Source organism: Bacillus sp. bc15 (assembly GCF_900142585.1).
GTDB lineage: Bacteria > Bacillota > Bacilli > Bacillales > Bacillaceae_G > Bacillus_A > Bacillus_A cereus.
Window position 1 is genome coordinate 354,648 of record NZ_FRBJ01000002.1, and the last position, 25,194, is coordinate 379,841.

A 25,194-nucleotide genomic window follows, 5' to 3' on the forward strand; every position below is an offset into this window, starting at 1 on the left:
TGCTTTTTAATCTTCTATCTTATTTCTTAAAGTAAGTCCAACCTTCTTCTTGGTAAACCTTTTCTTCTTTCATCAACTTACCAAGTGCACGCTTAAATGCAGCTTTACTCATGTTAAAGCGTTCTTTAATATCTTCTGGATGGCTCTTATCCCAAAACGGCATTGCTCCGCCTCGTTCTTCCATATATGCATAAATTACTGCAGCATCGTCTTCCATTCCTTCTTCTTTACGAGGAAGAAGTGACATGTTAATTGTACCATCATCTTTCACGTCAATAATACGGCCCGTTACACGCTCACCGATGCGGACTTGTTCTTTTCTTTCTGTATGGTGTAAGAAAGCACGGAAATGCTCATCAGTTAGTATGAATGAACCAACTTGAAGCGAACGATATACACGTCCATTTACGTTTTTATTACGCATAGATGGCGTTGCATCTACGATAATTTCTTGCATATCACTGTCTCTTGCCGGAAGAGCAATTAAACGATCACGATTCGTTAATTTTAACGTACAATATAATTCGTCGCCTACTTCTGGCCATACCGGCATATAAATTGGGAACTCATCAGCTGGAATTAGTATATCTTTTGACACACCAATATCAACAAACACACCTAAACTAGGAATAACTTCTACAACCTTTACCCAGTTCCAATCATACGTTGTAATAATCGGTTCCTTCATTGTTGCTGAAATACGATTTTGGTGATCAAGGTATAAAAATACATCAATCGTATCGCCTTCTTCAATTTCTCCAGCTACTTCGTTTTTATGTAGGAAAATTTCTTCTTCTTCATTCCCAACCATATATCCGATTTCCGTTTCGCGTAAAACAGTTACCTGTTCAATCGATCCTATTTGCAAATACATATTTTTTAATTCCCTTCTATATATATAAAATTATCTTTTTTATCATTCCAAACAAAAGTTAATTATAACATGATTTTTCCTGTATTTGTCCAACTGCCCAAAATTCACTATAATAAAATGAGGTTCCATGAATATAAGTACGAAAACACTTAAGTCTAGACTCGTTTTCAGCTATACTTTAGTATGTACAGTACATAACAAGATTAGAAATTTATTTGGAGGTGCTAACTATGGCAAAAGATAGTTCTTTTGACATCGTTTCGAAAGTAGAATTACCTGAAGTAACAAACGCAATTAATATCGCATTAAAAGAAATCCAAAACCGATATGACTTTAAAGGAAGTAAAAGTGATATTAAATTAGAAAAAGAAGTACTAGTTTTAACTTCTGACGACGAGTTCAAATTAGACCAAGTAAAAGACGTTCTTATCTCTAAACTTGTAAAACGTAACGTTCCAATTAAGAACTTAGATTACGGAAAAGTTGAAGCTGCAACTGGCAACACTGTTCGCCAACGCGCAACACTTCAACAAGGTATCGATAAAGATAACGCGAAAAAAATTAACAATATCATTAAAGAAATGAAATTAAAAGTAAAAACACAAGTACAAGATGATCAAGTACGTGTTACAGCAAAAAGCCGTGATGACTTACAAGCAGTAATCGCAGCTGTTCGTAGCGCTGATTTACCAATCGACGTACAGTTCATTAACTACCGCTAAAAAGAAAACTCCTCTTAATTAGAGGAGTTTTCTTTTTTGTCTTGTAGAGACAATATTACGAGAACAAACTATAGAAAAAGGGTATGTGTGGTAAAAATCGCTAAGTAAATTGAAAATAAGGAAAAGACACCTTAAGACGTTTTCCCTTCGATTTGAATTACTTTTCTTAGTAACTACATCCTAGACCAAAGTCATCTTAAAAATCGCTGTAACTCATAATTCCTCTCCACGCCAAAACGTAACAATTTATGAGTATAAGAATATTTCCCAACCTTTAATGTAATGTAAAATTAATAAGGAACTTAAAAAATGTTAATTAAAAAAGAGTTAGAAGTGGTTATTATGAAGAAATTAATACTATGGTTTTTATTGGCCACATTCTCCCTAAATACTGTAGGATGTTCTAATAATGCGAATTCACTAACGGATAAGTCTAACTGTATCAACAAAGCTTGGTACAAAAAAACTATGTCATGTAATCATTTAAAAAAACATTAAATAGTTAATGATAAAGGTCATAAAAAAAAGACACTTCAAAGTACCTTCCTCCGACTTGAACCAATAATATTCGGATGGATTTAAAAAGAAGCATACATCGTTAATAAAGATGCAGACTTCAAAATAAAAAGTACACTAAGTAAACTCTTATTCAAAAATTTATATTAAACACTAATATTTTAGAAGAAAGTTTATAAGTTTAGAACCTACAGGGATTTTCCCTGTAGGTTTTATTATATTTCAAGTGATTTCCAAATGAATTATGAGTGACTTTTTTCAGTTTGGTTTTCAAAATATTTTTCTTTAACCATTTTTATCAGATTTTCTTTTTCTGTTAGTTCAAATATAAATAATGCTTTTTTCATGTTATTTGCAACATCTTCTTCATTAGGTTGTTTAAGTTTCAATAAATTCCAAGCTTTTCCATAGTATAATTCACCTAGTAAATATAAAGTATTTAGATTAATAGCTAGTTTGATACCCATATCATTGTATTTTACTGCCTCTTCATGTTGATTTGCATGACCTAAAATTTTTGCTAAATTAAAAATAATTTTCAATTTAATTTCTTTATCTCTAGGAAAATCTAACTTATTAAAATTAGTTAAACACCTTCTTAATATATTAATACTTTTTTCATATTCTTTATTTTCCCCATGGAATATAGCAATTGTCTGCATAATATCTATTTCTCTTTCTGATAAAAAATCTGAATTAGTTACAGTTAATTTTAATGCATTATTTAAAAAATCTAAAGCAGTTTTTATTGATTTATCCACCATAAATATAGCAATCGCTTCATGCCATATTAAAAATTGTTTATCTTCTGTTGATTGGAAGTTATTTTCGTTTTTCTCTTTTTTCACTATTTCATAAAGTTCTTTGTATTGTTTTTGCTTTAAGCAATCTTTTATTACGCATTTTACATTTTCTACATATTTTAGTTTTTTGTTTTGAGTTAATGCAAATATATTATTTGGGTCAATACCAAGTCTTTCTGATAATTGATATAACAATATACTAGATGGATAAATCACACCTTTTTCTATTTTGCTAATTTGACTTTGCGAACATATTCCATGACATAATTCGGATTGTGATATATTTTTTTTAATTCTAAGCTCTTTAATGGTAATACCCAAATCGTAAAACTCCATTTTCCCACCTACTATTTAGCACTGTATTAGTATAAGAGTATTCTCTAACTTTTAATGTAATGTAAAATTAATATAGTTGCAATTATTGATTTTTCAAAGATTCTTCCCTATCGGTGCTAACACAAAAAACAGGTTAGGAAGAAAATCCTCTTCCTAACCTGGCCCTCCTCTCACTAGGGACGTTTTCATTCTCACATCGTTTCTCTTAAGAAATTTCATATCAACAGAATAAACACTATCGCGCCACCGAACAAACTTACATATACAATAAGAAGACATGAACATAGAGCCAGCAACTTCTCATCTTATCTACGCTTCCTTTTAACTGCAATTAAAAACGCAATAAATAATACATTCACCCCAACGATTAAGGAGATAAATAACCAATTCACACCTGTTTCTCCGTTAACTTTATACACGTTTGATTCTTCACGCTTTAAAACGAGATAAAATTTCCCGTTTTCCTCTCTTATAATTTCATCCTGCAACAATCCTCTTAACTCTTGTTTTTCACCAATCGTACTTGCAGGTAAGGAGACTTTTTGTGTTTCTTTCGTATTATTAATTGCTACTAAAGTTACTTCATTTTTATATTTTCGTTTTAGTATGCTCATACCGCTCTTATCATACAGTAGCTCAAACGTACCGCGTCGTAAAGACGGTCTCACCTGTCTAAGTTCACCTAGTTTTGTTATGTGCTGCATAAATTTTTCGTCTGACTTAAAATCCATTAATCGTCTATTATCGGGTACACTTCCTCCATCTAATGCAATTTCAGTTCCGTAATAAAAATTCGGAATTCCAGGTGATGTTAACAAATAAGTAAGCGCCAGTTTTAAACGTGATGGCGGATAATACATATTTTCTTTTGCAATACGCGCATATCTTTTTGTTTCTTGATTATCTAAGAACGTAACAAATTCTCCTTCTTTTTTACTCACATCGTATAACGATTTCACCGATACATCTGCTTTAGAAAACGATTCTACTATTTTTTCGTTGTATTCGCTATCCTCCTTTGTCATAATACGAAAATCTTTCTTTATCACTTGCATATCTTTTTGCGCGTTATCCCAAAAGGAACGCGGCTTTTTTTCACTATGTATAACATAACTTCCGTCTAAATCAACTTCTTTTATCCACCATTTCATTGCGTCAATTACCTGTTGTTCGTTTTCTCCAAGCGGAAATTGAAATACAACTTTCATTCCTTTTGCATGAACTTCTTTTACAAGTTCTTTCACATCATTGTCTGTCCCGAAATGTTCATTTACCTTTTTAAAATTTCGCACGTCTAATCCATCGTACTTTCCACTTTCAAAAAGTGGCGAAAGCATAACGGTAGTAAAACCCATTTCTTTTATGTAATCCAACCTTTTTATAATTCCTCTTATATCCCCTCCTTGATACCCTTCTAATTTACCAACTTCTAACTGTTTGTCATTTTTCGGTTCTCCATTATTGAAGCGATCAATCATAATGGAGTATATAACTTCATCTCGCCACTCTCTTTTTTCGTCTGCAAAAGTATGTATTGGTACAAACAAAACAACAGCTAAGCAAAAACAAATGAATAGTTTCCTAGTCCGTATTTTTCCCACACGCATCCCCCAAGCTTTTTAATTGTAAGAATATTATACCAATTATCCGAATGAAACGCATATGTCGATTTTAATCCTCACAAAATAATTCATGTTAGATTTTATGACATCATGCATATAATTTTCTGAATTTTTAGTTGATTTTTAGTTTAATTTCGAATATGATATGAAACATAACAAATAGATGTTATTTTTTCTAACATTACAGGAGGAGAGATCATGGATATGGGAGATACAGTTTTTATGTTTGTGACGACAGTAATGGTCATGTTGATGACACCAGGATTGGCACTTTTTTATGGAGGTATGGTTCGCAGCAAAAATGTACTCAGCACAACGATGCATAGTTATAGCGCAATGGCTATCGTTTCGATTCAATGGATTGTTATCGGCTATTCTTTATCATTCGGACCAGATTGGCACGGGCTTATCGGTACACTTGATTGGTTCGGTCTAAACGGAGTTACCTACGCACCAAATCCAGACTACTCATCTACTATTCCTCACAATTTATTCATGATGTTTCAACTCATGTTCGCCATTTTAACTCCAGCTTTAATTTCAGGTGCATTCGCTGAAAGAATGCGATTTTCTGCCTTTCTTATTTTTATCCTTCTATGGACAACGATCGTTTACAATCCTGTCGCTCATTGGGTATGGGGCGTCGGCGGGTGGCTAAGGGAACTTGGTGCACTAGACTTCGCTGGCGGAAACGTCGTTCACATCACTTCCGGAGTTGCTGGTCTTGTATTAGCTATTTTCCTTGGAAAACGAAAAAACATAAATGGTTCTTCTCCTCACCATTTGCCATTTACAATGTTAGGCGCAGGCTTATTATGGTTTGGCTGGTTCGGTTTTAACGTCGGCAGCGCATTATCCTTAAACGACGTAGCTTTAACTGCATTTATTAATACAAATATAGCCGCTGCTGCCTCCGCTCTAACTTGGATGCTTTCTGAATGGTTCTTCCAATCAAAACCGACTGCGATGGGAGCTGCTTGCGGAGTTGTTTCTGGTCTAGTCGCTATTACACCAGCTTGCGGGTTCGTTACACCTTTCTCCGCTCTTCTTATCGGAGCAATTGGTGGTATATTATGCTTTGGCGCCGTTTTCTTCTTAAAAACAAAATTCGGGTATGACGATACACTTGATGCCTTTGGATGCCACGGTATCGGAGGAACTTGGGGCGGTATTGCAACAGGACTATTTGCAACTACTACCGTAAACGGGGATGGTGCGAACGGATTGTTTTACGGAAACGCCGCTTTACTGTTTAAACAACTTATAGCGATTGGCGCAACATATGCATTCACCATCATCATGACGTATGCCATTATTAAAGCGATTAACTTCTTCCTCCCTGTTCGCGTCGATGAACATGAAGAACACATGGGTCTTGATATTTCAATGCACGGCGAGAAGGCTTATGAACATGCAGAGCGAGCAAACTAAAAAAGAGACGCAATCTATTGATAGTAGATTGCATCTCTTTTTTGCGTACTAGGCAACATACCCCACCTAGTATAAATGTAAATATATCATCGGTTTTTTGGATATATCAACGATTTTTCAAATATATCGATTGTTTCTTTCAATATATCAACGGTTCGACACAACATATCGATTTACAAACAAATTCCGACATAATTTACAAGCAAAATACCCCACATAACGTTATAGAAAAAAGACGACCGAAACCCGGTCGTCTTTTCCTATTTATTTCGGAGCATTTCCTACATATTGCGTAATATCAACATTTAACGCCTGCGCTAAGCGCATACCGTATTCTTGATCTGCACGGAAGAAGTTACAAACAGCTAATAATTTTGTGCGTTCATTTACGTCTTTTAGATCATTTGTTAAGTTCGCAATTAAGTTATCTTGCTCTTCTTTAGAGAATGAACGGTAACGCTCACCTGCTTGTTTAAAGTCATTTGGTTTCTCGATTTTTTCACGAGATACATAGCCTTCTACTTTCATAGTTGAATCGCGGTAAGCTTTGTCTTCAACCGGATTCTCTGCATGACGGCTCGGTTCGTAGTTGATTGTAGATGGGTTTTGATTTACTTGCATCGCACCATCACGTTGTTGATTATGAACAGCTGCGTATGGGCAGTTTACAGGAATTTGTAAGTAATTTGCACCAAGACGATAACGCTGTGTATCTGGGTAAGAGAATAAACGACCTTGTAATAATTTATCTTCCGATGGCTCAATACCATTTACAGTTGCACTTGGAGAGAACGCTACTTGTTCTACTTCTGCAAAGAAATTTTTCGGATTACGATTTAACGTCATCGTCCCTACTTCCATTAATGGGAAGCGATCTTCTGGCCATACTTTCGTTGGATCTAATGGATCAAAGTCTAAAGAGTCCATTTCATCTAATTGCATAACTTGTACGTGTAAATCCCATTTCGGGTGATTTCCTTTTTCGATTGCGTCGAACAAGTCACGAGTTGCATGATTGAAGTCTTTCCCTTGTACTTCTTGCACTTCTTTCGCATTTAAGTTACGTACACCTTGCTGTGGTTTCCAGTGGTATTTAATATAAACAATTTTACCTTCTTCATTAATCCATTTAAATGAATGGACGCCGAAACCTTCCATTTCACGATAACTTGCTGGTGTACCGTAATCAGAAAATACCCATGTCATCATGTGTGTAGATTCTGGAGTTAACGTCATGAAATCCCAGTAACGATCTGGCGTTTGAATATTCGTATCAGGTGCTGGTTTTAAAGAATGTACCATATCAGGGAATTTAATTGCATCACGAATGAAGAAAACCGGTAAATGATTACCTACGATATCGTAGTTTCCTTCTTCTGTATAAAATTTAACAGCGAACCCACGTGGGTCACGTGCTGTTTCAGGAGAACCTTGACCATGAATAACCGTTGAAAAACGAACAAATACAGGCGTTTCAGTTCCTTCATTTTGTAAAAATGCCGCTTTCGTATATTGCTTCATACTATTTTTCGTTACGAATACACCGTGAGCACCTGCACCACGTGCATGCACAACACGCTCCGGAATACGTTCACGATCAAAGTGCGCAAGTTTTTCTACTAAATGATAGTCTTCTAATAATACTGGTCCACGACGACCAGCTGTACGAGAATTTTGGTTATCTCCAACTGGAGCACCTTGGTTTGTTGTTAAGCGATTATTTGGATTCATCTAGGGGGATCCTCCTCTTTCTTTCATAGTAATTATTATTTATTTAAAATTATTATAAACTAATTATTATTCAAAACTAAACCTTTGTCAACTATTTCCTTCACTTTTTTTGAAACAATTCCAGCCAAACAGTCGATAAATACAGATTGTGCATTCGGCATACTTGGTCTAAAATATTTGGCATTTAATTCATCAGTTACAACTTTACATTCATAATCGTTGTCATATAAAACTTCTAAATGCTCCGCTACAAAACCAACTGGGCAATATACGAAAGATTCGTACCCATGCTCTGCATATAAATCTTTCGTTAAATCTTGCACATCTGGACCAATCCATGGATCAGGAGTATTCCCAGCACTTTGCCAACCGATTGTATAGTTTTGAATATTTGCAGCTTCTGCAATTAAATCTGCTGTATACTTTAGTTGTTCTACATATGGGTCTCCTGCTGCAATAATCTTTTCTGGCAAACTATGCGCTGAGAAAATTACGACTGCTTTCTCTTTATCATCAATTTCTGTAAACGTTTCTTTTATTTGGTCTGCCCAATACGAAATAAATTTCGGTTCATCATACCATTGTTCAATTGGTTCAATAACAGGACCACCGATTTCTTTTGAAAGACGAATAGCACGATTATTATACGCTTTAATGCTAAATGTAGAATAGTGCGGTGCTAATACGATACTAATCGCCTGCTCAATTCCATCTCGCTTCATTTCCTCTACAGCATCTTCTATAAATGGCGCAGTATGTTTTAAACCTAAGTAACAAGTAAATTCATACTCTGTAAATATGTTATTCATTGAATCTGTTAATTTATGCGCCTGCTCTTTCGTAATTTTTGCAAGCGGCGAAATTCCACCAATCGCTTTATAGCGCTCAATTAAATCTTCAAGCGCTTCCTCTGACGGCTTACGCCCGTGACGGATATGTGTATAATATGCCTCTACATCGTCTAATGATTCCGGTGTTCCATACGCCATTACGAGTAAACCTATTTTTTTCTTTGTCATCTATATAACACCTCAATTTTATAAATGAGAATCCTTTTCAGAACGTTTGTTTCCAATTATAACAAGCAATAATAAGTACGTCAAAATAATAATTCTAATTAAGTATTATTTATAAGGTGATTTTGAATTTTATATGACAATTTCTTTAATAAAAAGCGACTTACATAATTGTAAGCCGCTTTTCCCTTATTCCTTAATATTTACCCCATATTCTTTAAACCAAACGTGAATTTGTGCTAAATGAGCTAAAAGCTGTGGCCCAGTCATCAATTGACCAAACCATGGTGTTTGAAATGCACTGCCACCAGACTGAATTAATCCGTTCAACTGCCCTTTATCAAACAATTCGTGTAAAATTGAACCTTTATCCGTTAATAGATTTTGAAGCCATACTGTTACTGCTTTTGTATAGTGTGGATTGTGCGTTTTCGGATAAGGACTCTTCTTTCTATATAAGATGTCATGTGGAAGTACATCTTCTAACGCTTTACGTAATAGACCTTTTTCGCGGTTTTTATACATTTTCATTTCCCAAGGAATATTCCACGCATATTCGACAAGGCGATGATCTGCAAATGGAACACGTACTTCTAAACTTGCCCCCATACTCATGCGGTCTTTTCTGTCTAATAATGTTGTCATAAACCATACCATATTTAAATAAAATAATTGGCGTCTTTTTGCTTCTAGCGGACTTTCTCCCTCTAAAATAGGAACTTCTTGAATCGACTCTTCATAGCGCCTTTGTACATATTGTTGTAAATTTAATTTATTTCTCCATTCTTTCTTTAGCAGTTGTTCACGTGCTTCTGTAGAGCGCATCCACGGAAAGGCACTCGATTGTAAATCATCTTCTCTATAAAACCACGGATATCCACCAAATATTTCATCTGCACATTCCCCAGATAAACCGACGACAAAATCTTGTTTAATTTCACGACAAAACCATAATAATGACGAATCGATATCTGCCATACCAGGCAAATCACGAACGAGTACTGCTTCAGTTAAATACTCTGCTAATTTTTCATTCGAAATGACGCAGCGATGATGGGTTGTTTGAAATGTCTCAGTCATTAAATTAATAAACGGAGCATCTGAATTTGGCTGGAACGCATTCGCTTTAAAGTATTTGTCATTATCTTCGTAATCAATAGAATACGTGTGTAATTGCCCTTTTCCTGATCTCTCGTATTCTTTCGCTGCGATAGCTGTAATAGCGCTCGAATCTACACCACCTGATAAAAAAGTACATAGTGGTACATCAGAAACAAGCTGTCTTGTAATGGCATCTTGTAATAAAAAGCGCGTTTTCTCTACTGTTTCTTCAAAAGAGTCTTCATGTTTTTTACTTTCTACATTCCAATATCTCCATATACATAAACCGTTCTTTGAAAATGTCATCGCATGACCTGGACGTAATTCTTTTATACCAGCATAAATACCATGGCCAGGCGTTCTTGACGGTCCGAGGCCGAATATTTCGGATAACCCTTCTAACGTTACTTCCGCCTTCACATCTGGATGAGCCAGTATCGCTTTTAACTCTGAACCAAATAGTAATCGCCCACTATCATATTTATAAAATAGCGGTTTTACACCTAGTCGATCTCGCGCAATAAATACTTGTTCTTTCTGTTCATCCCATACAGCAAACGCATATATACCGTTTAAATGATCGACACATTCTTCTTTCCATTCAATATAAGAAGCTAATAATACTTCTGTATCAGAATGACCTTTAAACGTATACCCTCTTCTTAATAATTCCTTTCGAATGTCTTCTGTGTTATAAAGTTCACCGTTATAGCAAATGGCGTAATTCGTTTCATCTTTTAAACAAGTCATCGGTTGTTTCCCGCCCTCAGGGTCCACAACGATTAAACGTTTATGCCCAAATGCGACATTGCCTTTAATCCAAACTTTATTATCATCCGGACCACGTTTCGCTAACGTCTCAGCCATCTTCGTAACGACATCTCTTTCTCCTTCTAATGAGCGTTTATAATCCACCCATCCTGTAATCCCGCACATATAAATCATCCTTCCATCTTATTTCTTTTCTTGAACGTGCAGTAATCCCCACCCTAAGAGTGCGGATCAAAAAATGGAAAACTTGACGATAACCTACTATCCACATATGGAATAGCATTCTCACTCAGTAAAACGTGTTTTATTGTATGCCCACCTATGTCTAGATGTGTCTAGTTATAAAGAATGCACGAACTGTCTATAACAGGAATAACTACTTTTTATAAAGGAGAAATCATGTATGATACAACGTAACCATATTTTATATAACCAGCCCCGCGCTCATACAGTCGGTAATGTAGAATATATAAACAATGAATGGGTATTCTTTGATGATGAAAATGATGAAGCATTTTTATTAGAAGATATTGCCGAAGATGGTTTTGAGATTTTATATAACAACAACTGGCTACCAGCTCGTTTCTATGAACAAGATATATTACAAATCGCCAACGAACAGCACCACCTGCAAAACGGGGAAATGATACGTATTCGAAAAAAATTACTTCTTAGCTATAATGAATGGCTCGAGGAATTACCTGACTCTGTCTTCACATTATTAACCGAATCATTGCAATCACTTCACTACTCTTTATATGATTGCATGTATTGTCATAATTATTTATCTTTCTTACCGAAAGAGGAGTCACGCGAAGGAGTAAATATTCTTTTGTTTGATAACGAAGAGATGATCTGTACACTACAGCATCATTTCGTCCGTCACACTACATCCAATAAAAACATGTTCCGTTTTACGAAAGTAAATGGAGAAGAGTTACATATCGATGCGACATAAAAAGTAAAAACCACCTTAGCTCCCAAGTCTTTGAGATTATAAGGTGGTTTTATTTTCTTTATTAGAATACTTGCCAACCAATCGGTAATTTCAGTCCAAGGTAAAATACTGCTACTAATGCAACAATAAATAGCCCCCAAACTGCCCCTGTTGCTTTGTTCTTGCTCATTTTCACAAGAACCATTTCCATTCCACCGATAACTAAAATACCAGCTATCATTTTTAAACCATACCACATGTGCATGTTACTTGTTGCAGTCTTCATAATCCCCATGTACAACATGAAACCTGTCACAATAATGATAATGTACATAAGACGAAGCCCCATATGTACACCTTTACCTTTTCTTCCTGCTGAATAAAGTGAATACGCAACGAAGAATAAAATTAAACCTAATGCCCATGCTGTAATATGCATATGTACCATCGTATCCCTTACCTCCTCTTTTCACACTTTTTCACTCTATATGATAACATGTTCATTTATTTTCAGGAAATGTTTCGCTTTTTTACATTTAAATGCTATAATATTTAGAGTATTTACAAACTTCTTGTAATAACAAAAGGGGGAACAATCATGATTCAAACTAAGGATATTATCGAACTTACAGACACATATGGAGCAAATAACTATCACCCACTTCCAATCGTTATTTCTAAAGCAGAAGGTGTTTGGGTAGAAGATCCTGAAGGAAACCGCTATATGGACTTATTAAGTGCATATTCTGCAGTAAACCAAGGTCATCGTCACCCGAAAATTATTAACGCTTTAATTGAACAAGCTAATCGTGTTACGTTAACTTCTCGTGCTTTCCATAGCGATCAATTAGGTCCTTGGTACGAAAAAGTTGCGAAACTAACTAATAAAGAAATGGTACTTCCAATGAATACAGGTGCTGAAGCTGTTGAAACTGCAATTAAAACAGTTCGTCGCTGGGCTTATGATGTGAAGAAAGTAGAAGCAAACCGTGCTGAAATCATCGTTTGTGAAGATAACTTCCACGGACGTACAATGGGTTCTGTTTCTATGTCTTCAAATGAAGAGTACAAGCGTGGATTCGGTCCAATGCTTCCTGGCATCGTTGTAATTCCTTACGGTGATTTAGAAGCATTAAAAGCCGCAATTACACCAAACACAGCAGCATTCATTTTAGAGCCAATTCAAGGTGAAGCAGGAATTAACATCCCACCAGCTGGTTACTTAAAAGAAGCTCTTGAAGTATGTAAAAAAGAAAACGTTTTATTCGTAGCAGATGAAATCCAAACAGGCTTAGGCCGTACTGGTAAAGTATTCGCTTGTGACTGGGACGATGTAACTCCTGACATGTACATACTTGGTAAAGCCCTTGGTGGCGGTGTGTTCCCGATCTCTTGCGTTGCAGCAAACCGCGACATTTTAGGTGTATTTGAGCCAGGTTCTCATGGTTCTACATTCGGCGGTAACCCACTTGCATGTGCTGTTTCTATCGCAGCTCTTGAAGTGTTAGAAGAAGAAAAATTAACAGAGCGTTCTCTTCAATTAGGAGAAAAATTAGTTGGGCAATTAAAAGAAATTGATAACCCAATGATCACTGAAGTTCGCGGTAAAGGTTTATTCATCGGTATCGAATTAAACGAGCCAGCTCGCCCTTACTGTGAACAACTAAAAGCAGCTGGTCTACTATGTAAAGAAACACACGAAAACGTAATTCGTATCGCACCACCTCTAGTAATCTCTGAAGAAGATTTAGAGTGGGCATTCCAAAAAATTAAAGCTGTATTATCGTAATAATAGAGAGGTTGCCCAACATGTTGGGACAACCTCTTTCTTTTTAGATTCAATTATATTAAGCTAAAATTGTAATTTTCTGTATTTTAAATTCATAAAGGAGGTGCGATATGCTACTAAGATACGGTAAACATATTAACTATTTAGCTACAGCGTTTATTTTAGTTACATTCTTTAGTTTCCTACTTTCCACAACATGGCTTCATTACTCAACTCCTACTACACTCACACTACTGAAAGCATCATTTTGGACTGCTGTTATTCTTACTATTATTGGATTTGGACGAGAAAAAAGCGCACTTGCGGTTATATTATTTGGCATTTGTACACTTGCATTAATTGGTCTTTACACTTTTGCCGTTATCGATTATCTCTATAATCCGAGACCATAGAAAAAAGCTATCTTTATACAAGATAGCTCTTTTCTCATTTCACTACATTTCGCAAAGTACCAATTCTTTCCACTGTAATGACCACTTCATCACCAGCATGTAAAAACTTCGGTGGTGTAAAACCTTTTCCGACACCAGCCGGCGTTCCTGTTGCGATAATATCGCCTGGTTCTAAAGTCATTCCTTTGCTTATCGTTGAAATAATTTCTTCTATTGAAAAAATCATTTTATTTGTGTTGGAAGTTTGCCTTACTTCTCCATTTACTACCGTTTCAATGTGTAATGCATTCGGCGTTTCAACCACCGATTTATGAATTAAATACGGTCCCATCGGACAAAATGTATCGAAGCTTTTCCCAAGGAAAAACTGTTTATGTTTTCTTTGAATATCTCGAGCTGTTACATCATTTATAATCGTATAACCAAAAACATGCTCAAGCGCTTTTTCTTCTTTAATTTGCTTCCCTCGCTTACCAATAATGATAGCTAGTTCTCCTTCGTAATCTAGTTCGTCCGTTGCGTGAGGGTGACCATTAATTTGCTCATTTATGCCAATAACTGTTGTTGGTGCTTTCGTAAAGATCATTATATTTTCTGGAATAGACTCTACTCCGCCCATTTCTACCGCATGCTCACGATAGTTTTTTCCAACGCACAAAATATTCTTTCTTGGCCTTGGAATCGGCGCTAATATTTTCACCTCTGTTAACGGATAATACGCCGCTTCCCCGTTCTCTTTTGCCCAATTTACAATTTCACATACTTTCTCAAAGCATTCAGTCCCTCTTTCAATACACTCTAACATTGTAATAGGGATTGTAACCTTTTCCCCTTTTTGTCTTTGCGCTTCTCTTAAGTGTAATACCTTTTCTTCTTCTTCATCCACAATACCTACAAATACCTTTTCTTCTTTCTTCGCCGTTACAAAACGCAATATTTCCACTCTCCATCCTAAAACTCATACCTTTTAATTGTATTCGCATCCGCAAGAAAAAAACCTTCTCATGCACGCTAATTTTTACAATATTCTTCTCGCACTTATTCGTTACTTATTCATTATTTAGCATAAAATGTAGAAATTTTACTTTTTTTAGCGAAGGTATTTCTTTTTTATGGAGTTTTTGTATAATATGTACTACATATATACTAAAAATTTCATTTAGAGATGGAGCCGATTTCAATGTTTGAGCAAGCTATTGAAAAAAAACGTGAAAAAATGATCTATTTTGCTGAACGCTATGGAATGACTTCTCAAAGAACAGTGGATTGTAGCCAAGAACTGGACAGGCTCTTAAATGTAATTTGTCATGTACATACGGATTTACACCCTACTCAAACGTTCAACACACACACGCAATAACGCGTGTGTTTCTTTTATTTCAAAAAAACACACATTTTATTGGAAACGCCCATACAATAGTAGAAAAGAAAATTTTAAAAACGAAGGGTGTTTTGTATGCCAGCTATGGTCGGACATATTCGTATCGTCAATATTGGATCAAGTGGTATTTTTCATATTGGAGATGTATTTGCGATTAGGCCTATTAGTTACTCACGTGCTTTCGCCGGGGCCGGCTCTTTCAACGTTGGAGATAATGTTTCTGTCTACAATTATCAAAGTGCAACGACTGTCAACGATTCAGATGTAATCGATCAAGCGATAATTGGCTCAACTTAAAGGAGGCAATTGCATTGAATTTTTATGTAAACCAAAGTATCATCATCAACAGTATTAAAATTGATAGTATTACAACCTCTTCTGTGTTCCAAATTGGTACTGCCGGAAGTATTAAAGCCCTATCTAAATTTTCAAATACGGGCGGATTTACGGAGCCGCTTCGCCCATTACAGGCAAAAGGACAAATTATTTCTATCAAACCATCAACTAGTTCTTCTTAAGACATCCTTGTCATAAATATATAGCAGGAATATTTTTACCCTCCCTATTGAAAAGGAGGTTTCACAAATGAATCAAGATATATATACTTACTTACACCAACTTCAACAAGCTCTTCAAACACAACAAGCAGCCATCCTAAATTTAGAAGAACAAGTGCGCCAACTCCAAGAAGAGCTTAACGAATTAAAAAATCGCCCCTCCTCTTCTGTAGGAAAAGTGGAATACAAATTCGATCAATTAAAAGTCGAAAATTTAAATGGTACTTTAAATATTGGTTTAAACCCATTTTCAGCAAAAGGACAACAAATTGAAGATTTTCAAGTGGATACAGAAACATTGAAGGTAAACCCTGAAACCGAAACAAACCCAGACTTTTATCAAGGTATCCTCCAAGAAATGCATCGATACTTAGATGAAGAAGCATATAATCGTATTCTCCATTTTGAACAAGAAGAGAGAACACCGCTTGATGAAATGTATCGACAAATGATGGTAGATGACATAAAAAAACAGATGGAGCATCGACTCCCTTATTATTTATCACAAGCGCAATCATATGAAGGTATTTCAACAGATCCAGATTATTTACGAGATATCATTATTCAGGCAATGAAACAAGATATTGACAAAGCCTTTCTCTCCTTTATTCAGCACATACCGGGAAATTTCCGAAAGGAGTAAGTATGTATGAACCTTAACGTTGTAAACCGTGAGTTAAAAGTCGGACAGATTAAAATGAACGGTGTATCGTCGTCCGCACTCTTTTTAATTGGAGATGCAAATCTCCTCATTCTATCTTCTATTCTCGATACACCATTTGAAACAGTTACAGAGGGTCCATTTGTACCATTAGTAACAGATGTCCCTCCTACTCCAGGTTAAGGAGACTGAGAAATTATGTTGCATCATGTGTCCATTGTCCAAAATGTTTCTATTATTTCTTTAGGGATTACTGCCGTATTGCAAGTTGGAGATGCAAACCAAATGGAATTAAAAAGTAGAGCTCTTGCCGTCCACCGTGAAATTCCTTGTTATATAAAGGGAGAAGGTCGTTTTGATGCTTTTGAAATCTTTACAGATGAACACATTACAATTCCAAAACGAACGACAGATGTAAATTTAAATATTGTAAATGAATGCCCTTTTATTGAAGTTAATAACGTTGAATTACGGACACTTTTAAATTCTGGTTGCTTTCAAATTGGAAATGTTGATTATGTTTTTAATAACTCTCGTATTATGCAAATCCGCCAATATATTACAGATGAACCTTCCGCACAATAATTCATATAGTAATTAAAAAGCTTAGTAAAGTAGGTGGATGGTATGCCTTCGGTTGTAGGAAATCTCGTCGTTCAAAACAGTAACGGCTCTTTCAACTTAGGAGATTTTTATAACGTATCTCCGAAAGAAAACACGAAAGCTTATAATGGATCCGGAGCTTCTAATGTTGGATTTGTCGTGAATACTTTTAACGGTGTTAGTGCAACAAATACGTTTGATTCTGATGTGGCGGATCAAGATCAGATTGGAACAGCGTAAAAAAAGTAGGAGATATTCTCCTACTTTTTTCTTTTATCTAATTCAAATTATTAAAATGAAATTTTAATCAGCAAGAGCTTTACTGTTCACAAATAGTGGTATAAACAAGTAAGGAGTGAAGAGGCACTATTTCATTTTATTTAAATGATAATCCGCTCTCCTCCAAAGCTTGTCTAAGCTTCGGCAAAGACGCAGGTCCCATACCATGCAGTTTTAAAATTTCTTTTTCACTATATTTTGAGAGTTCTTCTACAGTTTGAATTCCATGGTGTTCTAATGCCCTTCTTGCTGGTGCTGAAAGAAGAGAGAGAAAACCTTCTTTTGGTTTTCTCTCTTTCTCACAGGTTGGGCAAGTTGGACAATCGCTACTTTTATAATACTCGTGTCCCTGTTCACAAGTTCTTAACGTTTTTTCCGTTACCATTTTCAAGCCCCTCTATTCTTCAATATTTACAACGTGATTCCCATCAAAGAAATATAAACATTTCTCTTTGACAGGATGTTGTAAGCTTTTCTCGAGTGCTTTTGCATATAACGAAAGTTGCACTTTATATCGATCTTCTAAAATTGGTTTTGCTTGTTCGAATCCGCCTGGGAATTTCCCTTCAATCGTATCTGTTTTGAAGTCGATTAACGTAATGTCATCTTCCTCTTCGATCATGCAGTCGATAACCCCTTGGACAAGAATCGTTTCTTCACTCTTCCCTTGCCAATCTTGATATGCTTCTTCTGCTGCAAGCATCATCGTAAATGGTACTTCACGCTCTACACTTTTTGCCGCTAATACCCTTTTACCTAAGTCACTGTCAAAGAATGAAATTACTTTTTCAATTGCTATTTCTTCCGCCTGCTCGAATGTTAATAATTCCTTATTTACCATTCCTGCGATTTGTTCTTGTAGCGTTTCGGCCGTAATCGGTTTCTTCAAATCTACATGCTGCATAACGGCATGGACTGCTGTTCCACGCTCTGCGTACGTTAACCCTTTTTTCTCCATAAAGCGCGGACGTGTTTTAATTGGTGCACGTAGTTTTTTAATAAAGGCGTTATCGCTACCTTCTTCAGATTGATAATTTCTCTTTATTTCTGTAACAGATTGCTTCGCACGATGAGATGTCGCATCCTCATATCCGTACTTCCACATTAATCTGTCGTACACTTCTTCTTTCCGTTCACTTTGCAGGGGAACAGCCTTTTTCTCACGAAGCGCTTCTAACAATTCTTGTTTCTCTTCTTGAACTGGCTCTGGTGCAAGAAGCGTGTTACCGTCCACAACTTCTACTTTCCAGCTAGTGTCATACCCGTAAATTTCATCCGGAATGCTTCCTTGTCCTAATTCAAGAAGCATTTCACTATCACGGTGTCTATATAATGAAGGTGCAATCCAGTCTAAATAACAAGACGCCCCAGCACGTATGTGATCTGGTAATAACCATTCACTATGTTCCCTCGCATCAAGCCATTTTTCCATTTCCTTAGTTGCATCCTTAACTGTTCCGATTAAAATTAGCTTCTCTTTCGCACGCGTTAACGCTACGTATAATACGCGCATTTCTTCTGCAATTAATTCCATTTTCATTTTACGCTTAATCGCAAGCTGTGATAATGTCGTATATTTAATTCGTTTACGCGGATCGATAAATTGTGAACCGAAACCGAAATCTTTATGCAGTAAGAAACGCTTCATTAAGTCTTGTGTATTAAAACGACGACCGAGTCCGGCTACAAATACGACCGGGAACTCTAGCCCTTTACTTTTATGAATCGTCATAATGCGAACAACGTCTTCTTGTTCACCGAGGGCTCTCGCCGTACCCATATCATCACCGCGTTCTAAAATACGTTCAATAAAACGCAAGAAGCGGAATAACCCTCTAAATGATGTTGCTTCATATTGTCTTGCACGGTCATATAGCACGCGCAAGTTTGCCTGCCTTTGCTTTCCAGCTGGTAAACCGCCAACGAAGTCGTAATAACCTGTCTCACCGTACACTTTCCAAATTAAATCAGAAAGGGATTGTTGACGGGCAAATTCACGCCATCCTTGCAGTAAATTATAAAACCACTCTAATTTATCATGAAGTTCTTGCTCTTCTTCAAGCGGTGCTCCTTTTAAGAACGAGCTCATTACTTCATAAAATGACCCTTTCTTCCCATGAGCACGAAGCGTCGCAAGGTCTTCATCATTTAGTCCCACAATCGGTGAACGAAGTACAGCTGCAAGCGGAATATCTTGCATCGGATTATCAATAACGCGGAATACGTTCATCATAATATTTACTTCTGTCGCTTCAAAATAACCAGTCGCAAGGTCAGCATATACTGGAATTCCTTGCAATTTTAACTCTTCCATAATTTGCGGCGCCCACGGCATCGAGCGGAGTAAAATAACGAAATCACGGTATTGTACAGGGCGCATACTATCCGTTTTACGATCATACACTTCATAACCTGAATCAACCATCGCTTTAATACGCTGCGCCATAAGACGAGCTTCTAGCTGTGCTTTTTCGACTTCTGCACCTTCTTCTCCATCCATTACTTCTTCTTCCGTTTGCTGAATACATAGTAATTCTGCTGCTACATCTTCACCTTCTGGATAGGTAGCACCTAGCTTTAGTTCAGCGTCAGCATCGTAGTCAATTTCCCCAACTTCTTCGCCCATAATTTGTTTAAAAATAAAGTTCGTACCTGCTAGTACTTCATGACGACTACGGAAGTTTTTCGCTAAGTCAATCTTCATTCCGCCGCCCAATCCTTCTTGTGTGAAGCGTTTATATTTTCCTAAGAATAGTCCTGGCTCGGCTAGTCGGAAACGATAAATCGACTGCTTTACGTCACCAACCATGAACAAGTTTCCTTCACTCTCAGAATCTTTCGTTACGAATTTAATAATGGATTCCTGTACAAAGTTCGTGTCTTGATATTCATCGACTAATACTTCAGCAAATTTATTACGATATTGGAGCGCCACTGCTGACGGATTCATTTCACCATTTTCACTTTGTTCACTTAAAATTTGTAAACAGAAATGCTCTAAATCTGTAAAATCGACCATTCCTTTATCTCGCTTCATCGCTTGGAAACGCTCTGTAAATACTTTTACAAGTTGAACAAGCTTTTCTAATACTGGGTGCATATCTTGAAAATCTCGTAAGAAACTTTCCGGTTTGCGGCTAAATAACTCTTCCTGTAATTTCTTCACTTCATCTTTCGCTTTATTACGAAGAGAGTCTACTTGTTTTACAACATCTTCATTGTAATCACTTTTCTTAATACGCTTTAACGTTTGCCACGATACGTTTTGCATCGCTTCATACAATCTTGTCCACGACTCACGAGCAGCTGATGATAGCGTTCCAAGTAAAGCTACATCTGCTTGCAGGGTTTCAATGCGAGGCGCTGGACCGTCAGGAAGCATTGCGAGTTCAGTTGCCTTACGAATATGCTGTTCCGCTGTTTCAAGCTGGAATTTCACATCTTCTAATAAATAAGAAGCATATACTAAATCCTCAATTGTCTTTCCTTCTACGTCATATGCTTCTACTAATTTATCAAGCCATTTTTCCGGATTTGGATGCGCTCTTGATTCTGTATGAAGCGCTAAAATCATACGTTGTAAGTCATCATCACTACGGTCACTCGTATAACGATCAACGAGTTCAAAGAATATCGTATTATCTTCGATGCCATACTCTTCTTCTAATATGTCATCTAGCACTTCTTCTTTTAACAATTCATTTTCTGTTTGATTCGCAATACGGAAACGAGGATCAACATCAAGCATGTAGTAATATCCTCTAATTACTTGTAAACAGAATGAGTGAATTGTTGAAATGGAAGCTTTATTTAATAGGCTCAGCTGCTTTCTTACGTGTTGAGAGCCTGGTTCATCAATTAATACCTTTTCTAACGCTTCCCCGATTCGGTTTTTCATCTCTTGCGCTGCTGCATTCGTAAATGTTACAACGAGCAGGCGGTCGACATCGACTGGGTTCTCTTCATTAATAATCTTTTTAATAATACGTTCAACTAATACTGCTGTTTTACCTGATCCAGCTGCAGCCGCAACTAAAATATCACGTCCGTTCGCTACAACAGCTTTCCACTGGTCATCTGTCCATTGACTACCTTCTGGTTTTTTAGGCCAATTTTCTATCATTCTCCGCCAACCTCCTCTCTTATTTTCTCCATCGCTTCGCTATCTTTCATATCTTTTAACGATCGGAACTGATTATCTTCAAGTGACTCATCAAATTGACAAACAGATTTGAAGTTACAGAACGTACATGCTGCTTTATTTCCCATTTTATAAGGAGCAATATCGATAACACCTTCTGTAATATCTTTTCCAATATTTTCAAACGTATGGTGTACATATTTTTGCAGTACGTTAAACTCTTGCTCACTTGCAATACTTGAACGCGCACTAAAGCTACCGTCTTTTTTCAGGCCAGCAGAAATAATATCTGAGCTTCCTGTTGAAAGTTTGTTATCCATTAAACGAACAACGTCAGCATCTCCTAATACGAGTCCTTTCATTTTAAATTTCTTTAAAATTTCTTTTTCAATTTCAGCTTCAGATGCGTCACCTTTCATCTCAACGATTGGGTTATGAATATGGAAATACAATACACCAGCTGGTGATGCTGCGTGGCCTTTTTTCATCCACGTCTGTGCATTCGAAGTAACAACATCTAAATACGTTAACATTTGAAGTGCTAATCCGTAATACACTTCCGTTAAATCTAACGCTTTTGAACTTGATTTATAATCAATAATACGTAAGAACGTCCCGTTTTCATCTTCTGCCTTATCAACACGGTCAATACGACCGACTACTTCCATCTTTACACCATTTGGTAATGAGAATTCCATTGGCGGAAGTGACCCTGTACCACCCATACCGAACGGCACCTCTAAATCAACTGGTACGAATCCGCTCGACTTCGCATGTTCACGAAGAATGATTGACGTGCGGAAAATAATTTGTTGTAGTTTTTGTTTTAAATAGAAATGACGATTTGAACTTAATAAAATTTGTCGTTGTAATAACGGTGCAATTTCTTCTATTACTAAAACAGAAAGATGTTCACATTCTTTTATTGATAAATCCGCCCAAGTGCGGTTTTCACGCAATAACTTGTCCGCAATTTTCTTTAATGCCGCATGGAATAATTCGCCGATATCTGGCGCATCAAGTTTGAAAATATCACGCTCTCTAAGCGACAAACCATGCTGCGCGAAATGAGCGTATGCACAACGATTAAATAGTTCCATACGAGAGACGCTTCCTTTAATTGTATCTCCGTATAAATCTCTACTTACTGCTGTACTTAGTTTCTGCGCACGATTTCGGTAAAATAAACTTGATAGCACGCGACTACTTTTTTGTTTCCATTCATCTGACGTTACGTAGAAATTATATACATCCCACCAAAAATCTAAATTCCCTTCAAATCCGTATCGTTTCCACGTTTGTAGTTGCTGCATAACGTAAGATAACGTCACTTCTGGCGTTGCTACATATGAAATTTGTTCTGAGCGTGATAAGTCGTTTACATCATTCGTAATAAACGAATCTTTCACATTAGGGAACATTCTTTTTATTTTCTTAATAAAGCTAGACGCAAGTAACGTCTTTCCTTCTTCATCTGCAAGCGGGCATGAAATGTATAACTTCTCAGATGCTCTCGTTACCATTTGATACATAACGAACTGTTCTTCTAACAAAGTTTGTCTCGTCGTTGGCGCTAATTCAATCCCTGCTGCACCAAGAACTTCTCTTTCCTCATCAGAAAGCATACCTTCATCCATAGGTGCTGCTGGAATGACACCCTCATTTACACCTATAATAAACGTTGCTCTCACATCAGATAACCTGGAGTGATCAATATTAGCAATTAACACTTGGTCTAATGACGGCGGAATGTTAGCAAATTGAAGTGCCTCAAGACCTGTCGACATAACGTCAGTAAACATAGAAAGAGGCATTTTCTCTTCCCCAAGCATCTCTACAAATGTATCAAGAAGGCTCATTACTTCTTCCCATACTTGTTCATGATCTGTCGCAAATAAGAAATCTCCACTTTCTTCTGCACGTATACGTAATTCTTCTAGTTTCTTCGGAACATCCAGTTCTTCTAAAAACAAGTAAACTGCTTCACACATTTGCATAACTGTTCCTGCACGCTTTAACCTTTTTTGCATGCGAATAACAGGTGTTCTTACAACGTCACGTAGCCTATTTATTTTCTCTTCCATTTCACGTTCACTGTCTGTAATCATCCCGTTCGTATCATCAAGAGAACGATAACGGCGATACATCCATGGATCTTCAGCAGTCCATCTCTTTCCTTGTACACCGTACGCTAAACAGTAATTTTCAAATTCATCCATTTCTTCACGCATCGCTTCTTTTCTTACGTCTAATGGATATAAAAGCTCTGTTTTCACGCAACGGAACACCGCATCATAACGCCAATTCCCACTAATAATCTCGAGTGCAGAACGAATACATTCTACCAATGGGTGGTGTGACATCGGGCGCTTTTCATCGATGAAGTGCGGGATATTGTAATCTGTAAATAACGTTCGCATCACATCGTAATAACTTTCCCCATTACGAAGAAGCACTGCAATATCTCGGTAACGATATTTTTCGTCCGCAACAAGTTTACGAATTTCACGAGCAACACCTTCTACCTCCGCTCGTAAATTCGCAGCTGTACTAATCGTTACACTCGCTTCACCGTTAAATTTTTCATTCGGACGCGCTTCATAATGAGCTTCTAAATGCGCTAATGCTGGAGAATGAAAACGCGGCTGTTCCATAAGTGGAATTGTTTTTTCAATTTCTATTTTCTCTTCACGCGCTACTTGTTTTATTTTTTCATACGTTAACGTCGTTTCATAAAATAAATCGAGTTCATTTACTGGCTGTGCTAACGTTTTTTCATCTATCGTTAACGTGATCGTAACTTTCGCTCCGCAAATCATAAGCTGTCTTACAATCTCTAACTCTTGCGGGGAGAATGAATGAAATCCATCTATATAAATTTCCGCACCATTTACATATTCAGACTGCGGAAGCTTTTCCACTAGCAATTGCAGGTAGTCTTCTGAATCTAAGTATTTTCCAATTAAAGCACGTTCAAAATCATCGTATAGTAACTGTAAATCATACACTTTATTCGCTAGTAACTTTTGTTCGGCACTGCTACTATGCGCATCTAATTGTTGCCACATTTCATATACGTTAGATGGCGTTACATTGTAACGTTTAAACTCCGCGATCATACTGCCAAGATGTTCAAAGAAACCGTTTTGCTCCGCTGCTTTTTGGAACACCGATAATCCATCTTTACGAGACTCTACAATTTTACGGAGTAACATATGTACACCAGCTTCATCAATATGAAGACGACTCGCTCCGCCAACTTCTTGCAGCACCTTCCACGCTAATCGTGAAAAACTAAAAACTTGTGCCCGAATAGAACCTCTTACATCCTCACTTCCAATTAACGCCTGCTGCGTCTGGAATGTCATCTGTTCTGGCACAAGATATAATATTGTTTTCCCTCTCGGGCGCTGTTTTAACTCTTCTTGCACTTCGCGTAAACAAAGTGTACTTTTTCCACTTCCCGCTCTACCAATCACAAATCGAAGTGACATGTAACCCCACCTTTCACTTACATAACGAACGTTAGTT

General features: G+C 36.8%; 23 protein-coding genes. 12 read left to right on the top strand and 11 right to left on the bottom strand.

Translation table 11 applies throughout. The annotated features are described in order from the left end of the window. Positions 1-19 precede the first annotated feature (19 nt). On the bottom strand, positions 20-874 hold the full coding sequence (locus tag BUA87_RS11675) for a CvfB family protein (RefSeq protein ID WP_072939721.1): 855 nt from the start codon (positions 872-874) through the stop codon (positions 20-22). Positions 875-1,104: 230 nt separating this feature from the next. Between BUA87_RS11675 and BUA87_RS11680 the strand changes: the two genes are divergently transcribed. After that, positions 1,105-1,596 carry a YajQ family cyclic di-GMP-binding protein gene (locus BUA87_RS11680; protein ID WP_001040146.1) on the top strand — a complete coding sequence of 164 codons (492 nt, stop codon included), beginning with the start codon at positions 1,105-1,107 and terminating at the stop codon, positions 1,594-1,596. A 758-nt stretch (positions 1,597-2,354) separates the two neighbouring features. On the opposite strand, the gene BUA87_RS11690 is transcribed toward BUA87_RS11680, so the two are convergent. Beyond that, positions 2,355-3,251: a helix-turn-helix domain-containing protein gene (locus BUA87_RS11690; RefSeq protein WP_000397889.1), complete on the bottom strand. Its 897-nt coding sequence runs from the start codon at positions 3,249-3,251 to the stop codon at positions 2,355-2,357. A gap of 305 nt (positions 3,252-3,556) precedes the next feature. Further along, the gene (locus tag BUA87_RS11695; RefSeq protein ID WP_050457818.1) at positions 3,557-4,858 is read right to left on the bottom strand and encodes an alpha-amylase family glycosyl hydrolase; all 1,302 of its coding nucleotides are present in this window, start codon (positions 4,856-4,858) and stop codon (positions 3,557-3,559) included. A 213-nt stretch (positions 4,859-5,071) separates the two neighbouring features. On the opposite strand from BUA87_RS11695, the gene BUA87_RS11705 reads away from it, so the two are divergent. Next, a complete protein-coding gene (locus tag BUA87_RS11705; RefSeq protein ID WP_000367134.1) occupies positions 5,072-6,304 on the top strand; it encodes an ammonium transporter in 1,233 nt (410 codons plus the stop codon). Positions 6,305-6,568: 264 nt separating this feature from the next. Here BUA87_RS11705 and katB read toward each other — a convergent pair whose 3' ends face one another. The 3 genes from katB to asnB all read right to left on the bottom strand — a co-directional run bounded on the left by katB (position 6,569) and on the right by asnB (position 11,088). Continuing rightward, on the bottom strand, positions 6,569-8,035 hold the full coding sequence (gene katB / locus BUA87_RS11710; RefSeq protein ID WP_001069184.1) for a catalase KatB: 1,467 nt from the start codon (positions 8,033-8,035) through the stop codon (positions 6,569-6,571). Between the two features lie 59 nt (positions 8,036-8,094). After that, positions 8,095-9,054, bottom strand: coding sequence for a ferrochelatase (hemH, locus tag BUA87_RS11715; RefSeq protein WP_072939724.1), 960 nt, complete (start codon positions 9,052-9,054; stop codon positions 8,095-8,097). Positions 9,055-9,240: 186 nt separating this feature from the next. Further along, entirely contained in the window at positions 9,241-11,088 is a 1,848-nt protein-coding gene (gene asnB, locus BUA87_RS11720) for an asparagine synthase (glutamine-hydrolyzing) (protein WP_072939726.1), read from the bottom strand. Positions 11,089-11,326: 238 nt separating this feature from the next. On the opposite strand from asnB, the gene BUA87_RS11725 reads away from it, so the two are divergent. Then, on the top strand, positions 11,327-11,881 hold the full coding sequence (locus BUA87_RS11725; protein ID WP_000616066.1) for a DUF2777 domain-containing protein: 555 nt from the start codon (positions 11,327-11,329) through the stop codon (positions 11,879-11,881). 61 nt (positions 11,882-11,942) lie between these two features. Here the strand turns inward: BUA87_RS11725 and BUA87_RS11730 are convergent, their stop codons facing one another. Then, entirely contained in the window at positions 11,943-12,308 is a 366-nt protein-coding gene (locus BUA87_RS11730) for a YisL family protein (RefSeq protein WP_000233490.1), read from the bottom strand. Positions 12,309-12,458: 150 nt separating this feature from the next. Here BUA87_RS11730 and rocD point away from each other — a divergent pair, with 150 nt between their 5' ends. Further along, the gene (gene rocD / locus BUA87_RS11735; RefSeq protein WP_072939729.1) at positions 12,459-13,649 is read left to right on the top strand and encodes an ornithine aminotransferase; all 1,191 of its coding nucleotides are present in this window, start codon (positions 12,459-12,461) and stop codon (positions 13,647-13,649) included. A 110-nt stretch (positions 13,650-13,759) separates the two neighbouring features. After that, a complete protein-coding gene (locus BUA87_RS11740; RefSeq protein WP_000926859.1) occupies positions 13,760-14,041 on the top strand; it encodes a hypothetical protein in 282 nt (93 codons plus the stop codon). Between the two features lie 34 nt (positions 14,042-14,075). Here the strand turns inward: BUA87_RS11740 and BUA87_RS11745 are convergent, their stop codons facing one another. After that, positions 14,076-14,975, bottom strand: a complete 900-nt coding sequence (locus BUA87_RS11745) for a fumarylacetoacetate hydrolase family protein (RefSeq protein WP_001213069.1) — start codon at positions 14,973-14,975, stop codon at positions 14,076-14,078. A 246-nt stretch (positions 14,976-15,221) separates the two neighbouring features. Here BUA87_RS11745 and BUA87_RS11750 point away from each other — a divergent pair, with 246 nt between their 5' ends. From BUA87_RS11750 to gerPF, 7 genes are all read left to right on the top strand, one after another. Further along, entirely contained in the window at positions 15,222-15,401 is a 180-nt protein-coding gene (locus tag BUA87_RS11750; RefSeq protein ID WP_000462857.1) for an aspartyl-phosphate phosphatase Spo0E family protein, read from the top strand. 96 nt (positions 15,402-15,497) lie between these two features. Beyond that, on the top strand, positions 15,498-15,719 hold the full coding sequence (gene gerPA / locus BUA87_RS11755; protein WP_001111187.1) for a spore germination protein GerPA: 222 nt from the start codon (positions 15,498-15,500) through the stop codon (positions 15,717-15,719). 14 nt (positions 15,720-15,733) lie between these two features. Continuing rightward, positions 15,734-15,940: a spore germination protein GerPB gene (gene gerPB / locus BUA87_RS11760; RefSeq protein ID WP_001012508.1), complete on the top strand. Its 207-nt coding sequence runs from the start codon at positions 15,734-15,736 to the stop codon at positions 15,938-15,940. Between the two features lie 67 nt (positions 15,941-16,007). Then, positions 16,008-16,622: a spore germination protein GerPC gene (gene gerPC / locus BUA87_RS11765; protein ID WP_001070763.1), complete on the top strand. Its 615-nt coding sequence runs from the start codon at positions 16,008-16,010 to the stop codon at positions 16,620-16,622. A 6-nt stretch (positions 16,623-16,628) separates the two neighbouring features. Beyond that, on the top strand, positions 16,629-16,823 hold the full coding sequence (gene gerPD / locus BUA87_RS11770) for a spore germination protein GerPD (RefSeq protein ID WP_001052807.1): 195 nt from the start codon (positions 16,629-16,631) through the stop codon (positions 16,821-16,823). Positions 16,824-16,838: 15 nt separating this feature from the next. Beyond that, entirely contained in the window at positions 16,839-17,225 is a 387-nt protein-coding gene (locus BUA87_RS11775; protein WP_016513142.1) for a spore germination protein GerPE, read from the top strand. Between the two features lie 42 nt (positions 17,226-17,267). Next, on the top strand, positions 17,268-17,483 hold the full coding sequence (gene gerPF / locus BUA87_RS11780) for a spore germination protein GerPF (protein ID WP_001141566.1): 216 nt from the start codon (positions 17,268-17,270) through the stop codon (positions 17,481-17,483). Between the two features lie 136 nt (positions 17,484-17,619). Here gerPF and BUA87_RS11785 read toward each other — a convergent pair whose 3' ends face one another. Genes BUA87_RS11785 through addB form a run of 3 tightly spaced genes read right to left on the bottom strand, consistent with a single transcriptional unit; the run spans position 17,620 to position 25,157 of the window. Continuing rightward, positions 17,620-17,907, bottom strand: coding sequence for an RNA polymerase alpha subunit C-terminal domain-containing protein (locus BUA87_RS11785; RefSeq protein ID WP_072939731.1), 288 nt, complete (start codon positions 17,905-17,907; stop codon positions 17,620-17,622). Between the two features lie 12 nt (positions 17,908-17,919). After that, a complete protein-coding gene (addA, locus tag BUA87_RS11790) occupies positions 17,920-21,645 on the bottom strand; it encodes a helicase-exonuclease AddAB subunit AddA (RefSeq protein ID WP_072939733.1) in 3,726 nt (1,241 codons plus the stop codon). Continuing rightward, the gene (gene addB, locus BUA87_RS11795; protein ID WP_072939736.1) at positions 21,642-25,157 is read right to left on the bottom strand and encodes a helicase-exonuclease AddAB subunit AddB; all 3,516 of its coding nucleotides are present in this window, start codon (positions 25,155-25,157) and stop codon (positions 21,642-21,644) included. Before addB ends, addA begins: the two co-directional genes overlap by 4 nt. Between the last annotated feature and the right edge of the window lie 37 nt (positions 25,158-25,194).

Bases quoted from the DNA above. Each gene is read 5' to 3' on its own strand.
- asnB (WP_072939726.1), bottom strand. From the start codon at position 11,088: ATGTGCGGGATTACAGGATGGGTGGATTATAAACGCTCATTAGAAGGA.
- BUA87_RS11705 (WP_000367134.1), top strand. From the start codon at position 5,072: ATGGATATGGGAGATACAGTTTTTATGTTTGTGACGACAGTAATGGTC.
- BUA87_RS11740 (WP_000926859.1), top strand. From the start codon at position 13,760: ATGCTACTAAGATACGGTAAACATATTAACTATTTAGCTACAGCGTTT.
- BUA87_RS11730 (WP_000233490.1), bottom strand. From the start codon at position 12,308: ATGGTACATATGCATATTACAGCATGGGCATTAGGTTTAATTTTATTC.
- BUA87_RS11695 (WP_050457818.1), bottom strand. From the start codon at position 4,858: ATGCGTGTGGGAAAAATACGGACTAGGAAACTATTCATTTGTTTTTGC.
- katB (WP_001069184.1), bottom strand. From the start codon at position 8,035: ATGAATCCAAATAATCGCTTAACAACAAACCAAGGTGCTCCAGTTGGA.
- addB (WP_072939736.1), bottom strand. From the start codon at position 25,157: ATGTCACTTCGATTTGTGATTGGTAGAGCGGGAAGTGGAAAAAGTACA.
- BUA87_RS11775 (WP_016513142.1), top strand. From the start codon at position 16,839: ATGTTGCATCATGTGTCCATTGTCCAAAATGTTTCTATTATTTCTTTA.
- BUA87_RS11725 (WP_000616066.1), top strand. From the start codon at position 11,327: ATGATACAACGTAACCATATTTTATATAACCAGCCCCGCGCTCATACA.
- gerPA (WP_001111187.1), top strand. From the start codon at position 15,498: ATGCCAGCTATGGTCGGACATATTCGTATCGTCAATATTGGATCAAGT.
- BUA87_RS11680 (WP_001040146.1), top strand. From the start codon at position 1,105: ATGGCAAAAGATAGTTCTTTTGACATCGTTTCGAAAGTAGAATTACCT.
- BUA87_RS11690 (WP_000397889.1), bottom strand. From the start codon at position 3,251: ATGGAGTTTTACGATTTGGGTATTACCATTAAAGAGCTTAGAATTAAA.
- addA (WP_072939733.1), bottom strand. From the start codon at position 21,645: ATGATAGAAAATTGGCCTAAAAAACCAGAAGGTAGTCAATGGACAGAT.
- gerPC (WP_001070763.1), top strand. From the start codon at position 16,008: ATGAATCAAGATATATATACTTACTTACACCAACTTCAACAAGCTCTT.
- BUA87_RS11675 (WP_072939721.1), bottom strand. From the start codon at position 874: ATGTATTTGCAAATAGGATCGATTGAACAGGTAACTGTTTTACGCGAA.
- gerPD (WP_001052807.1), top strand. From the start codon at position 16,629: ATGAACCTTAACGTTGTAAACCGTGAGTTAAAAGTCGGACAGATTAAA.
- BUA87_RS11785 (WP_072939731.1), bottom strand. From the start codon at position 17,907: ATGGTAACGGAAAAAACGTTAAGAACTTGTGAACAGGGACACGAGTAT.
- BUA87_RS11750 (WP_000462857.1), top strand. From the start codon at position 15,222: ATGTTTGAGCAAGCTATTGAAAAAAAACGTGAAAAAATGATCTATTTT.
- hemH (WP_072939724.1), bottom strand. From the start codon at position 9,054: ATGACAAAGAAAAAAATAGGTTTACTCGTAATGGCGTATGGAACACCG.
- gerPF (WP_001141566.1), top strand. From the start codon at position 17,268: ATGCCTTCGGTTGTAGGAAATCTCGTCGTTCAAAACAGTAACGGCTCT.
- rocD (WP_072939729.1), top strand. From the start codon at position 12,459: ATGATTCAAACTAAGGATATTATCGAACTTACAGACACATATGGAGCA.